This window comes from Lutibaculum baratangense AMV1, from assembly GCF_000496075.1.
Classification (GTDB): Bacteria; Pseudomonadota; Alphaproteobacteria; order Rhizobiales; family Tepidamorphaceae; genus Lutibaculum; species Lutibaculum baratangense.
Genome location: NZ_AWXZ01000007.1, coordinates 138,109 through 150,238, shown reverse-complemented (window position 1 = coordinate 150,238; position 12,130 = coordinate 138,109). Strand labels below are relative to the sequence as shown.

The 12,130-nt window shown below is 67.7% G+C and carries 11 protein-coding genes; 6 read left to right on the top strand and 5 right to left on the bottom strand.

What is annotated here, in order from left to right; genetic code table 11:
• Positions 1 to 27 precede the first annotated feature (27 nt).
• Positions 28 to 1,593: a Do family serine endopeptidase gene (locus N177_RS01405; RefSeq protein WP_081718312.1), complete on the top strand. Its 1,566-nt coding sequence runs from the start codon at positions 28 to 30 to the stop codon at positions 1,591 to 1,593.
• 67 nt (positions 1,594 to 1,660) lie between these two features.
• Here the strand turns inward: N177_RS01405 and serB are convergent, their stop codons facing one another.
• Positions 1,661 to 2,542: a phosphoserine phosphatase SerB gene (gene serB / locus N177_RS01400; RefSeq protein ID WP_023430432.1), complete on the bottom strand. Its 882-nt coding sequence runs from the start codon at positions 2,540 to 2,542 to the stop codon at positions 1,661 to 1,663.
• A gap of 18 nt (positions 2,543 to 2,560) precedes the next feature.
• Here serB and miaA point away from each other — a divergent pair, with 18 nt between their 5' ends.
• Together miaA and rpsD are read left to right on the top strand one after the other, a co-directional pair.
• A complete protein-coding gene (miaA, locus tag N177_RS01395) occupies positions 2,561 to 3,496 on the top strand; it encodes a tRNA (adenosine(37)-N6)-dimethylallyltransferase MiaA (protein WP_023430431.1) in 936 nt (311 codons plus the stop codon).
• A gap of 175 nt (positions 3,497 to 3,671) precedes the next feature.
• Positions 3,672 to 4,289 carry a 30S ribosomal protein S4 gene (gene rpsD / locus N177_RS01390; RefSeq protein WP_023430430.1) on the top strand — a complete coding sequence of 206 codons (618 nt, stop codon included), beginning with the start codon at positions 3,672 to 3,674 and terminating at the stop codon, positions 4,287 to 4,289.
• A 77-nt stretch (positions 4,290 to 4,366) separates the two neighbouring features.
• Here the strand turns inward: rpsD and N177_RS01385 are convergent, their stop codons facing one another.
• Positions 4,367 to 4,831 carry an Lrp/AsnC family transcriptional regulator gene (locus N177_RS01385; protein WP_023430429.1) on the bottom strand — a complete coding sequence of 155 codons (465 nt, stop codon included), beginning with the start codon at positions 4,829 to 4,831 and terminating at the stop codon, positions 4,367 to 4,369.
• Between the two features lie 120 nt (positions 4,832 to 4,951).
• Between N177_RS01385 and N177_RS01380 the strand changes: the two genes are divergently transcribed.
• Positions 4,952 to 6,388 (top strand): aminotransferase class V-fold PLP-dependent enzyme, encoded by a 1,437-nt coding sequence (locus N177_RS01380; RefSeq protein WP_040484925.1) that lies wholly within the window; start codon positions 4,952 to 4,954, stop codon positions 6,386 to 6,388.
• Between the two features lie 81 nt (positions 6,389 to 6,469).
• Here N177_RS01380 and N177_RS01375 read toward each other — a convergent pair whose 3' ends face one another.
• The 3 genes from N177_RS01375 to N177_RS01365 all read right to left on the bottom strand — a co-directional run bounded on the left by N177_RS01375 (position 6,470) and on the right by N177_RS01365 (position 10,025).
• Positions 6,470 to 7,315 (bottom strand): D-alanyl-D-alanine carboxypeptidase family protein, encoded by an 846-nt coding sequence (locus tag N177_RS01375; RefSeq protein WP_280113373.1) that lies wholly within the window; start codon positions 7,313 to 7,315, stop codon positions 6,470 to 6,472.
• Positions 7,316 to 7,569: 254 nt separating this feature from the next.
• Positions 7,570 to 8,826, bottom strand: a complete 1,257-nt coding sequence (locus N177_RS01370) for an aminopeptidase (RefSeq protein ID WP_023430426.1) — start codon at positions 8,824 to 8,826, stop codon at positions 7,570 to 7,572.
• Positions 8,827 to 9,209: 383 nt separating this feature from the next.
• Positions 9,210 to 10,025, bottom strand: a complete 816-nt coding sequence (locus N177_RS01365) for a DUF899 domain-containing protein (protein ID WP_023430425.1) — start codon at positions 10,023 to 10,025, stop codon at positions 9,210 to 9,212.
• A gap of 123 nt (positions 10,026 to 10,148) precedes the next feature.
• Here N177_RS01365 and N177_RS01360 point away from each other — a divergent pair, with 123 nt between their 5' ends.
• Together N177_RS01360 and N177_RS01355 are read left to right on the top strand one after the other, a co-directional pair.
• Positions 10,149 to 11,369: a hypothetical protein gene (locus N177_RS01360; protein WP_023430424.1), complete on the top strand. Its 1,221-nt coding sequence runs from the start codon at positions 10,149 to 10,151 to the stop codon at positions 11,367 to 11,369.
• A gap of 28 nt (positions 11,370 to 11,397) precedes the next feature.
• The gene (locus tag N177_RS01355; RefSeq protein WP_023430423.1) at positions 11,398 to 12,030 is read left to right on the top strand and encodes an NHL repeat-containing protein; all 633 of its coding nucleotides are present in this window, start codon (positions 11,398 to 11,400) and stop codon (positions 12,028 to 12,030) included.
• Positions 12,031 to 12,130: the final 100 nt, after the last annotated feature.

The following is a 12,130-nucleotide window of genomic DNA, read 5'->3' as shown; positions in this document are numbered from 1 at the left end:
GCTCATATCACGAATGGGAGAGCAGTCATGTCTTCGCGCTCTGACGTACTGAGAGGCTGGGGGGGGCGCGTTGGGCTCGCTTTCGCCTTGGGCTGCGGTCTCGTTCTGGCAGGCCCCGCCGCGGCGCAGACCCCGACGGCGCCTGCCGAGGAGGCGCCGGGAGCCGAACAGATCGGGGAAGCCACGCCCGAGACGAACGTGGTGCCCCTTCCGGGCGCACCGACGAGCTTCGCCGATCTGGCGGAACAACTGGTCGACGCGGTCGTGAACGTGTCGACCTCCCAGGACGTGGGGGCGTCCGAGCGGCTCGAGATGCCGGATCTCCCAGAAGGTTCGCCGTTCCGGGAGTTCTTCGAGGAGTTCTTCAACAATCAGAGGCCCGGGCTCAACCGCCCCCGGCGCGTCAATTCGCTCGGATCGGGCTTCGTCATCGACGAGAGCGGCATCATCGTCACGAACAGCCACGTGATCGCCGACGCCGACGAGATCATCGTCAACTTCAACGATGGCACCGAGCTTCCGGCCGAACTCGTCGGCATCGACGAAAAGACCGACATGGCGGTGCTGCGGGTCGAGCCGGCCACTCCGCTCAAGGCGGTCCACTTCGGCGATTCCGACACGCTTCGGGTGGGAGACTGGGTCGTCGCCATCGGCAACCCCTTCGGCCTCGGCGGGACCGTCACGGCCGGCATCGTCTCGGCGCAGAAGCGCGATATCCAGGCCGGACCCTACGATTCGTTTATCCAGACCGACGCCGCCATCAACCGCGGCAATTCGGGCGGACCTCTCTTCAACATGAAGGGTGAGGTCGTCGGCATCAACACGGCGATCATCTCGCCCTCGGGCGGTTCGATCGGCATCGGCTTCGCCGTTCCCTCGAACCTTGCGAGTAGCGTGATCAATCAGCTCGTCGAGTTCGGCGAGACGCGTCGGGGCTGGCTCGGTGTCCGGATCCAGACGGTGACGCCGGAGATCGCCGAAAGCCTCGGTATGGACCGTGCGCGCGGGGCTCTGATCGCCGGCGTCACGGAGGGTGGTCCTGCCGAGGAGGCGGGCATGCAGACCGGCGACGTCGTCTTGTCCTTCGATGGCCGAGACGTTTCGGAGATGCGTCAGCTTCCGCGCATCGTCGCGGACACGGCGATTGGAGAGACCGTCGACGTCGTCGTGTTGCGCGATGGCGAGGAGCAGGTTCTGTCGGTCGTGGTGGGCCGCCTCGAAGAAGCGACCGAGGCCCGGGTGCCCTCTGAGTCTGAGCCGGAGGCCGAGGAGCCGGCTGCGGTGGATCAGGGCATCACGTCCCTCGGCCTGAGGCTCGGAGAGCTGACGCCGGAACGCCGAAGCGAGTTCGGGATCGACGATGGCCTCGAGGGCGTGGTCGTCCTGGAGGTCGTCGAGGGCGGCCCTGCCGAAGACAAGGGCATCGAGACCGGCTTCGTCATCTCGGAGGTTTCTCAGGAGCGCGTGCGCACGCCGCAGCAATTCGAGGACGCTGTGGCGAGGCTGAGAGAGATGGGCCGGAAGTCGGCTCTCCTCCTGACCGCCGCGCCCGGCGGCGACCTTCAGTTCATCGTGGTGCCGCTTCCGGAGTGAGCCGGGCCACGGCTTCCGGTCTGGAGGGCGGCCCGCAAGGCCGCCCTCTTCGTTCGAGGAGGAACGCTCAGCCCTCCGCGAACTCGTCCTGCGAATAGCCCTGAAGGAAGAGCAGTGCCGTGAGGTCACCATGGTCGATCCGGGCATGCGCCGCCGCGGCGACCGCGGGCTTCGCGTGGTAGGCGACCCCGAGGCCCGCCGCGCGGATCATGTCGAGATCGTTCGCGCCGTCACCGACGACGATGGCCGCGTCCGACCTGAGGGAGCGCTCTCGCAGCAGGGCCTCCAGACGCTCGCGCTTTGCGGCGCGGCCGAGAATCGGCTCTTCCACGACACCCGTCAGGAATTCTCCCTCGATCAGCAGGCGGTTCGCGGAGTTCTCGTCGAAGCCCGCCCGGTCCGCGATCACGCTCGTGAAGTGCGTGAACCCGCCGGAGACGAGGGCCGTGTAGGCGCCGGCCTTGCGCATCGTGGTCACGAGGGTCCGCGCGCCGGGATTGAGGCTTATGCGTTCGCCCAGAAGCTCGCCGATCCGCCGCAGGTCGAGGCCTTTGAGGAGAGCGACCCGCTCCCGGAGGGCGGGCTCGAACTCGATCTCGCCGCGCATGGCGCGCTCCGTTATGCCGGCTATCTCGGTCTTGATGCCAACCAGGTCTGCCAGCTCGTCGATGCACTCCTGGCCGATGATCGTGGAGTCCATGTCGGCGAGCAGAAGGCGCTTGCGTCGCCCCTCCGCCGGTATCAGGTTTGCGTCGATGGGCAGGTCGGCAACGGCGGCCCGCGCCTCTTCGAGGCTGCCGGTGCCATCGTCGACGGCGAACTCCGCGGCGACGCGCGGCATGAGCCAGCGCCGAGCCCCGATGCCGATGTCACGGGCGAGGCGATCGACTATAGAGCTGTCGAGCGCGGCTTCGGCGGGATTCCCTGTCAGAACGATGACGGAAGGCATGACGGACGAAGCGACCTCGTGAAATTCGAGTGGAACGACAGGACGAGGCCCATCCTCATCGCCGGCCCCACGGCCAGCGGGAAATCGGCGCTCGCGGTGGAACTCGCCGAGAGGCTGGACGGCACCGTGATAAACGCGGACTCCATGCAGGTCTATGCGGAGCTGCGCGTCCTCACGGCGAGACCGTCGCCCGAAGACGAGGCGCGGGTGCCGCATGTGCTCTACGGGCACGTGCCTGTGCGTGACCCGTATTCGAGCGGGCGATGGCTCGGGGATGTCGCGGACGCCTTGCGTGGCGTGAACGAAGCGGGACGAAGGCCGATCCTCGTCGGCGGCACCGGGCTCTACTTCCGTGCCTTGACGCAAGGAATGGCGGAGATCCCCGCCGTTGGCGAAGAGGTGAGACGGGCTGTTCGAGACAGGTTGGAAATCGAGGGGGCTCCCGCGCTTCACGCGGAGCTTTCGGTGCGTGACCCCGTTTCGGCCGCGCGGATCCCGCTGAGCGATCCCCAGCGCATACTGCGCGCGCTCGAGGTGCTGGAGGCCACCGGCCGGCCGCTCTCCTCCTGGCAGGCCGATCCCCCGCTGCCACCTCTCGTCCGGCCAGACGAGGCCATTCGGCTGGTCCTCTGGCCGGACCGCGCGTGGCTTCTCGACCGCATATCGAGGCGCACCAAGGCGATGCTCGAGGGCGGGGCGATCGAGGAGGCGAAAACCGTTGAGGCCATGGACCTCGATCCGGAGCTGCCGTCCTACCGGGCGCACGGGCTTCGCGCGCTCCTCGCCTATGTCGCCGGGGAGGCGGGATACGACGACACGGTCGAGAAGATCCGGATGGACACGCGTCGCTACGCGAAGCGGCAGTTCACGTGGTTCCGCACACAGATGCCGGACTGGCCCAGAAGCCTGCCGGAGGCAGCTTTGGCCGATCTCCGGGGGACCCTCGGCGTTTGACAAACGGGGCGCGCGGCGTCTATCTAGCGCGTATCGGCGCGGGCCGTTGGGGCCGCGCCTTTTTTCCGCTTGCGTGGCGGTGGCTCCGGTCGCCGCCTGTCGGCTGCCCCTTCGCGGGCGGCAGAGGAGAAGCGGTTCATTTTGGACGACATGTTTTCTTGAAAGGTTGAGAGCGTTGAGCAAGCGCATCGAAGCGAAGTACAAGATCGACCGCCGTCTCGGCGAGAACATCTGGGGCCGTCCGAAGAGCCCCGTGAACCGTCGCGAATACGGCCCCGGCGAGCACGGACAGCGCCGCCGCGGCAAGGTCTCCGACTACGGCCAGCAGCTTCGCGCGAAGCAGAAGCTGAAGGGCTACTACGGCAACATCACCGAGAAGCAGTTCCGCAAGATCTACGAGGAGGCGAACCGCCTGAAGGGCGACACCTCCGAGAACCTGATCGGCCTTCTCGAGCGTCGTCTCGACGCCGTCGTCTTCCGTGCGAAGTTCGTCCCGACGCCGTTCGCCGCCCGCCAGTTCATCAGCCACGGCCACGTGAAGGTCAACGGGAAGCGCGTGAACATCCCGAGCTACCGCGTGAAGCCGGGCGACGTGATCGAGGTGAAGGAGGCTTCCAAGCAGCTCGCCATCGTCATCGAGGCGACGCAGCTCGCCGAGCGCGACGTGCCGGACTACGTCGAGGTCGACCACCACAAGATGACCGCGACCTTCGTGCGCGCCCCGGGCCTCGCCGACGTGCCGTACGCGGTGATCATGGAGCCGAATCTCGTCATCGAGTTCTATTCGCGCTGAGGCGCGGCACCACCTGGGTATCGAAAGGCCGGCCACCGCTGCGGTGGCCGGCCTTTTCTTTTGCCCGTCGGGAGGTGTCACACCGGTATCGGCCGTTCCTCCTCGATCGCCTCCATCGCGAAGTAGGAGGTGACGGATTCGAGCTCCACCGCACCGATGAGGCGTTGATAGACGCCGTCATAGCTCGCCATGTCGGTAGTCACGATCTTCAGCATGTAGTCGTAGTCGCCGCCGATCCGGAAAAAGTCGACGACATCGGGTATGGTCGAGACGTGGGTGCGGAACGTCTTCAGCCAGGCGGCGGAATGGTGCCGCGTCCTGACCATCGCGAAAACCACCAGGCCGAGGCCGAGCTTCGTGCGGTCGAGCCTGACCGTGCGGCCCCGGATGACGCCTGCATCCTCGAGAGCCTTGAGCCGGCGCCAGCAGGCGTTCTGCGACAGACCCACGCGTGCCGCCAGATCGCGCTGTGACAGCGCCGAATCGAGCTGCAGCTCCCTCAGTATGCGCGCGTCGAGATGATCCGGTAATTCCTTCCTCATTCGATCATATGATCGGAGATCGCCGAGTGAGGCAACCAATTTGGTGGTTCTGACACCGTTGCGATGTGTCAATCTCAGCGTTCGATGCGGCGGAGCCGATGTCGCCAGGGCAGGTGAGACATGTTGGAGATCTTCAAGGACGAGCTTCGGCGCCCCGACCTGGCGCACGAGCTCAAACGCGGACTGATCGGTGACGGCGCGGTCATCGAGGGACCGTTCGGCCCCAAACCGCTGATCTACGCCGATTACGTGGCCTCCGGCCGCGCGCTCCGCCAAATCGAGGCCTACATCCTCGAGACGGTGCTTCCCTATTACGCCAACAGCCACACGGAAGCCTCCTACTGCGGGGCCTTCTGCACACGGCTGCGCGAGGAGGCGAGGCGCGAGATCGGCCGGATCGCCGGCGCCGGCGCCGGCACGAGCGTCCTCTTCTGCGGCTCCGGCGCCACCGCCGGCCTGAACCGCCTCGTCAGGCTTCTGGACATCGAGCGGCGAACGGCGGCCGGGGAGGAGGTCGTGATCCTCGTCGGGCCCTACGAGCACCACTCGAACATCCTTCCCTGGCGCGAGAGCGGCGGCCGCGTCGTCGAGGTGCCCGAGGCCGATGGTGGCGGGCCCGATCTGGGACAGCTCGAGGCGGTGCTTCGGGGCAGCGAGGGGGCGGCGCTCGTCGTCGGCGCGTTCTCCGCCGCGTCGAACGTGACGGGCATCGTCACCGACGTGGACGCCGCGACCCGATGCCTCAAGGCCCACGGTGCCCTCGCAGTGTGGGACTACGCCGGTGGGGCGCCGTACCTGCCCATGGACATGGGCGCCGGTGGCGGTGCGGCCAAGGATGCGATCGTCTTCTCTCCGCACAAGTTTCCGGGGGGGCCGGGAGCCTCCGGCATCATGGTGCTGCGCGACGATATCGTACGGCGCGCGCAACCGACGGCGCCGGGAGGTGGATCCGTCACCTTCGTCTCCCCTTGGGCACACGAGTATTCCTCGAAAGTGTCCGCCCGGGAGGAGGCGGGAACGCCGAACGTCGTCGGCGACATCCGTGCGGCACTCGTCCTACTCGTGAAGGAAGCCCTGGGGCAGCGCTTCCTCGATACCCGCAACGCGGAGCTGCGGGCAAGGGCGCTTCGGGTGTGGCGGCGGAATGAGCGCATCGAGCTGCTGGGCTCCCCCGACGCGCCGTCCCTGCCGATCTTCTCGTTCCGCGTGCGGGACGGGCAGGGCGGGTACATCCACCATCAGCTCTTCACGCGCATGTTGAGCGATCGCCACGGCATCCAGGCCCGCGGCGGCTGTGCCTGCGCGGGACCCTACGCGCACAGGCTCCTCGGTATCGACGAGACGGCGTCCGCCGAACTCCTGGAAGCGATCCGTCGCGGTCGCGAGATCGAGAAGCCGGGCTGGGCCCGCCTGAACCTCAGCTATCTCCTCGACGACACCGAAGCCGATGCGATCATAGAATGCGTCGACGCGCTGGCTCGCGCCGCGCCGGACCTTGCGACGCAGTATGATCTGGACGTGCGGACGGCGCGCTTCGTCTGCTCGCGGGCGGCGTAAGGCGCGCGCCTGGCGCCGGTGGCGTGGCACTGGCCGTGCCACCAGCGGCCGTGGCGCGTCGCGCAGTTCCCGGCGTCCGGGTCAGAAGCCCGACAACGCGCCCGGCATGACCTGACCGCCACAGACATAGGGCCGCAGGTTGACCGGATCCGGCTGCACGCTCTGCGCCCCGACAGGCTGGGCGGGCCGTGCTCCAAGTGCCTCAGCCGTGAGTGCTTGCGCCACCTCGGCGCGCTCCGCCTCGCTGGTCGCGCCCAGCACGACGGTGACGACCCGCCGACCATCCCGCACGGCGCTCCCCACGAGGTTGTAGCCGGACTCGCAGACATACCCGGTCTTCATGCCGTCCGCGCCGGGAAAGCCGTCGAGAAGAGGGTTGAAGTTCTTCATGGTCTGGCCTTCGAGCGTGAGGCTCGGGAGGCTGAAGAGTGGTCCGTATTGCGGGAAATCCGTCCAGATCGCCATGGCCAGCACGCCCATGTCCCGTGCCGTGGAATAGTGGCGCGCCTCGTGAAGCCCGTTGGGGTTCGCGAACTGTGTCTCCGTCATGCCGATCCGCGCCGCGGTCGCGTTCATGTCGGCCACGAATGCATCGAACGACCCGCCCACCGTTTCGGCCACGGCGACCGCGACATCGTTGGCGGATTTCACGAGCAGGAGCCGCAGCGCGGTGTCGAGCGGGATCTGGTGGCCTTCGGAGTAGTTCATCGTGTTGAAGGGCTGTGCGTTCGCCCGCGCCGACATCCGGACCGGCGACTGCGGCGTCAACCGGCCGCTTTCGATCGCCTGCAGCGCCAGGTAGGTCGTCATCAGCTTCGTCAGTGACGCCGGCGGCCATCGCTGCTCGCTCAGATGGGCGTGCAGCACCTCCCGGCTCCCCGTGTCAAGCGCGAACGAGGCGCCGGCTTCCGCCTGTCCTGACGTGATGTGAGCAAGAGAAACGGAGACGGCGGCAGATAGCGAAAGGAACCGGAATAGGCGGGGAGGGTCATTGGGATTCTGAACTCGCTGAGTTGCTTCTTCTAAAGACAGAGCCAGCTTCCATGGCCGTGTCGGCAGGAGCGGTGCCGGATCTGCAACGCGTCCTGCAAATGACGCTCGACCTCAAGCTCCCAGCCACGCAGCGGTAGAAAGAAGCTAGACCTGCCATCCCGTCAGGAGGCGCAAGCGGGGCTCACGCTTCACGTCCACTCGCCCTTCCGGAAGACTGCCTCACGCCTTCCGTCGGCGTGCACGCCGTCGATGTCCAGCTCGTTCGAACCGATCATCCAGTCGACGTGGATGAAGCTTCGGTTGCCGCCCCGCGCGATGATCTCGTCGTCGGTGAGCGTCTCTCCGTCGACGAAGCACTTCGAGTAGCACTGGCCGAGCGCGATGTGGCAGGCTGCGTTCTCGTCGAAGAGCGTGTTGTAGAAGAGGAGCCTGCTCTGCGAGATCGGGGAGCTGTGCGGGACGAGGGCGACCTCCCCGAGCCGCCGGGCGCCTTCGTCGGTGTCGAGGAGCTTGTGGAGCACCGCTTCGCCCCGTGACGCCTTGGCGGAGACGATGCGGCCGCCTTCGAACCGCACCTCGATCCCGTCGATCAGGCTGCCTTGGTGCGACAGCGGCTTGGTGGATCGGACGAAGCCCTCGACACGGTGGGCGTGCGGCGTGGTGAAGACCTCCTCGGTCGGGATGTTCGGGTTGCAGGTTATGCCGTTGCGTGCCCGGGACTCGCCGCCCATCCACTCGTGCCCGTCTGCGAGGCCGATCGTGAGGTCGGTTCCGGGGCCCGTGTAGTGCAGCGAATGGAAGCGCCGCTCGTTCAGCCAGGCCGAGCGGGCGCGGAGCTCGCCATTGTGCCGCTGCCAGTCCGCAAGCGGGTCGGGCCCGTCGGCACGGGACGCGCTGAAGATCGCGTCGGCCAGCCGCGCGAGCGCTTCGTCCTCCGGGAGGTCGGGAAACACGCGGCGGGCCCAGCCGGGGGTGGGATAGGCGACGATGTTCCAGTTGATGGAGAAGGCCGTGATCCGATCCCGCGCCGGGCCGTAGGCGATCGCGTTGGCCTTGCCGGCTCGCCCCACCTTCTCTGGGTCCTGATCGGCCAGCAGCATCGGGTCCTCGCCCACGATCGCCAGACGGGCCGTGTTGCCGTCGAACGCCTTCCCCATCCCCTCGTAGAGCCAGGCGGGGGCCCGGTCGAAGCTCTCGTTCCTGGCGTGGCGGTAGCGGGCGAGGGCGATCTCCTCGTCGGACAGGAACGGCGTCACGAGGCCGGCACCCGCCTCATATGCGTGGACGGCTATTCGGCGCACCAGGGGCAGAGCCGCGACGGGGGCCGTCACGAGCAGGTCCTGCCCCGGCTCGAGGCGCAGGCCCACCCTGATGGCGAGCTCTGCGAGGCGGTCGATCTTCTGCGGGTCGATCTGCGGGGACTGGACCGTTTCGCGGATGTTCATTCAAGCTGCCTCTGCCGGGTTTCATGCGTTGCCCCGGACGATAGCAGCGGCGCCACGGGTTTCAACGCTCCACTGGTCGGTGATGGTGCCAGACCAGTCCCCGCGGCCGCCTCAGCGTGCGGACAAGCGGCTCCGCGCCACCAGGTTGAGCCATGGCGCCAGGTGAAGCGCCGCCATCAGCGCGTACATCACCGGCATACTCCCGAAATCTGGGCCAACTCGCGGCGAAAGGCAGAGCGCCCCGGGGCCTACCGCGGGGAGAGCGGTCAGAAGCGTCATCGTGGCGAAGGTCGGTGCCGCCGCGAGCGAAAGCCAGGCGGCGGCATCGACGCCCGGGCCGCCCCCCGATCGGGGGGCGGCGTGGGCTTGGCGTGGGGGAAGGGTCATCCTGCATCTGCCTGCGCAGGAACACGCGGGGCGTCGTACTCGTCGCGACGGCGCCACCAGTAGCCTGTTTCGTTGCGGCCCTTCGGGGCGCGGTCGAGCCACTGATAGGCGCCCCAGAGCACGTCGAGCCCGCGCGCGTAGGTCGAGTAGGTGTGGTAGACGACGCCGTCATCGAGGATGAACGCGCTCATGCCGGGCCTTTCGCGGGCGTAGGTGGCGACGTCTGTGCCGGACATGGATGCTGCCGTGGCAGGCACGTCGGGTGTCGTCCGCGTCGGAATCGCCGGGGCCTCCTCGGTCGGGTGGAAGGCAGGCTCGCGGCGGTAGTTGTAGGTGATCGCCCCGTCGCGCTGCTGTTCCTCGGTGAAACTCGCCGCGAAGTCGGCATTGAAGTCGCTGCCGAAGGAGGAGGCCCACGGGAAGCTCCATCCCATCCGCCTCCTGTAGAGGGCCAGCTTCTGGATGGGCGCCCTGGACACGGCCGTCAGCATGACGTCGTGGTGGGCGAGGTGCTTCGCGAACCCGTCGAACCCGTCGGCTATGGCCGAGCAGGACGGGCATCCGGCCTTGTAGTCGGGCCCGAACATGAAGTGATAGACGAGGAGCTGGGAGCGGCCGGCGAACAGGTCCGCCAGCGAGGCGGAGCCGTGTTCCGTCTCGAACACGTAGTCCTTGTCCACGCGGACCCATGGCAGTGCCTGCCGACGCCGTGCGAGCTCGTCGCTCTGTCTCGTCAACTCCTTCTCTGCCTCCATCAGGCTCAGCCGCGCGGCCAGCCATTCCTTGCGCGTTCCAGTCGGGTGTAGCGTCACTGATGCTCTCCATTGCCGGGGGCCGTCCATCGGCGATGCCGGTGCGACGGGCCGTTTGCTGGTGAGGGCGAGATTAGGAGCCGGGACGGGCGGGGTGAGAGTGACAAGCTTGGCGCGAATGCGATGGACTCGCTGATCACCGCTGCCGCGCGCGCCCTGGCCGCGGGCGATCCCCTCCTGGCGCTGAACCACGTCGCGCTTCGTGACGACGCTACGGCGCTCGCCCTCCGTGGCATCGCGATGGCCCAGCTCGGCGACCTGGCGCGGGCCAGAGAGCTCCTGAAGCGGGCCGGGCGGGCCTTCGGGCCTCGCGAGGCGGTCGAACGGGCGCGATGCGCCATAGCGGAGGCCGAGATCGCGCTGGCATCTCGCGACCTCGCCTGGTCGGACGAGATGCTGGACACGGCGCACGCGACGCTCGCAGGACGGGGCGACCGGGTGAACGCCGCCTTCGCTCTCTACATCAAGGCTCGCCGCCTCCTGCTGCTGGGGCGCCTCAACGAAGCATCGCAGGCGCTCGGCCGGATCGATCGCGAGACCCTGACGCCGGCTCTGACGACAGCCTGCGATCTCGTGGAGGCCGGCATCGCGATGCGCCGGATACGAGCGCGAGAAGCCCACGAGGCTCTCGCCCGGGCACAGCGTGCCGCGCGCGAGGCGTCGATCGGACCGTTGACCGAGGAGGTCGATTCGGTCGCTCACGCACTGGGCTCGCCTGCAGCGCGGTTGATATCGCGCGCTGGAACGCGCTCGCTCCTACTGAGCGAGGTCGAGGACGTGTTGTCCTCACAGGCGCTGATCGTGGATGCGTCCCGTCTTGCCGTGCACGCCCGGAACTCCGTCTTGCCTCTGGCGAGGCGACCGGTCCTCTTCGGACTGGCGCGTGCCCTGGCCGAAGCCTGGCCTGCCGACGTGCCTCGGGAGGCTCTGCTCGTGCGCGTGTTCCGCGCCTCGGAAGCCGACGAATCCCACCGTGCCCGATTGCGCGTCGAGATGGGCCGACTGCGCAAGGAACTGCGGGAGGTCGCGCGGGTGGAAGCCACCCGCAAGGGGTACCGACTGGTGCCTCACCATGCATCGGAGGTTCTGGTGCTGACACCGCCGATCGAAGCGGCGCACGGATCTCTCTTTGCCCTGCTCTCCGACGGCCAGGCGTGGTCGAGCTCGGCCCTCGCGGTTGCACTGGGATCGAGCCAGCGCAGCGTGCAGCGGGCCCTCGAGGAGCTCGGCAGGCAAGGCCGGGTCCAACCCCTAGGCCGCGCGCGATCGCGCCGATGGATCACGCCTTCAGTGCCCGGATTCCCGACAGCCTTGTTACTCACGGGAGCGGTTCGGGACCGCTAGCGTCTCCTGAGCGATCAGGGAGGAAAACATGAAGCGCTCATCAGCGGACATCATCGAGGAATACGGGCCTTTCCCGGGCGTGGAGAGCGTCCATGGCGTCACCTATGACGGAAGGCGGATCTGGTTCGGGTCGGGCGACCGGTTGAACGGCTTCGACCCGGACGGAGAGGAAGCACCCCGCGTCATCGACGTCAGTGCGGATGCGGGCACGGCCTATGACGGTGCTCACCTGTTCCAGATTGCCGGCGAGCACATCCAGAAAATCGATCCCGAAAGCGGGTCTGTGGTGTCTACCGTGCCGCTGCCCGGTGGCGGGGCAGGGCTCGCCTGGGCGGAGGGTTTCCTCTGGGTGGGGCGGTACCGCGGACGCAAGATCCAGCAGATCGATCCGGAAACGGGGGCGGTCCTGCGGACGATCGAGTCGAATCGGTTCGTGACCGGCGTCACCTGGGTCGAGGGCGAACTGTGGCACGGCACCTGGCAGGAGGATGAGAGCGAGCTGCGGCGGGTCGATCCTGCGACGGGAGAGGTGCTGGAGGCGCTCCAGATGCCCAGGGGCACCATCGTTTCCGGCCTGGAGTCGAACGGTCGTGATCGGTTCTTCTGCGGTGGGGGATCGAGCGGGCGAGTGAGAGCTGTCCGTCGTCCATCCCGGCCATAGAGGCCCCTTCCTCGTTCCAATGCCGGCACTACTCTCCCGTGGCGCCACACGGCTCGCCGCGCCGATGATGGGATGAGTTGCGCACCTCAGGAAATGATGG

Coding starts and splice junctions, on each gene's coding strand:
- N177_RS01405 (WP_081718312.1), top strand. CDS start 28: ATGTCTTCGCGCTCTGACGTACTGAGAGGCTGGGGGGGGCGCGTTGGG.
- serB (WP_023430432.1), bottom strand. CDS start 2,542: ATGCCTTCCGTCATCGTTCTGACAGGGAATCCCGCCGAAGCCGCGCTC.
- N177_RS01385 (WP_023430429.1), bottom strand. CDS start 4,831: ATGAGGAAGGAATTACCGGATCATCTCGACGCGCGCATACTGAGGGAG.
- N177_RS01380 (WP_040484925.1), top strand. CDS start 4,952: ATGTTGGAGATCTTCAAGGACGAGCTTCGGCGCCCCGACCTGGCGCAC.
- N177_RS01370 (WP_023430426.1), bottom strand. CDS start 8,826: ATGAACATCCGCGAAACGGTCCAGTCCCCGCAGATCGACCCGCAGAAG.
- N177_RS01360 (WP_023430424.1), top strand. CDS start 10,149: ATGGACTCGCTGATCACCGCTGCCGCGCGCGCCCTGGCCGCGGGCGAT.
- N177_RS01355 (WP_023430423.1), top strand. CDS start 11,398: ATGAAGCGCTCATCAGCGGACATCATCGAGGAATACGGGCCTTTCCCG.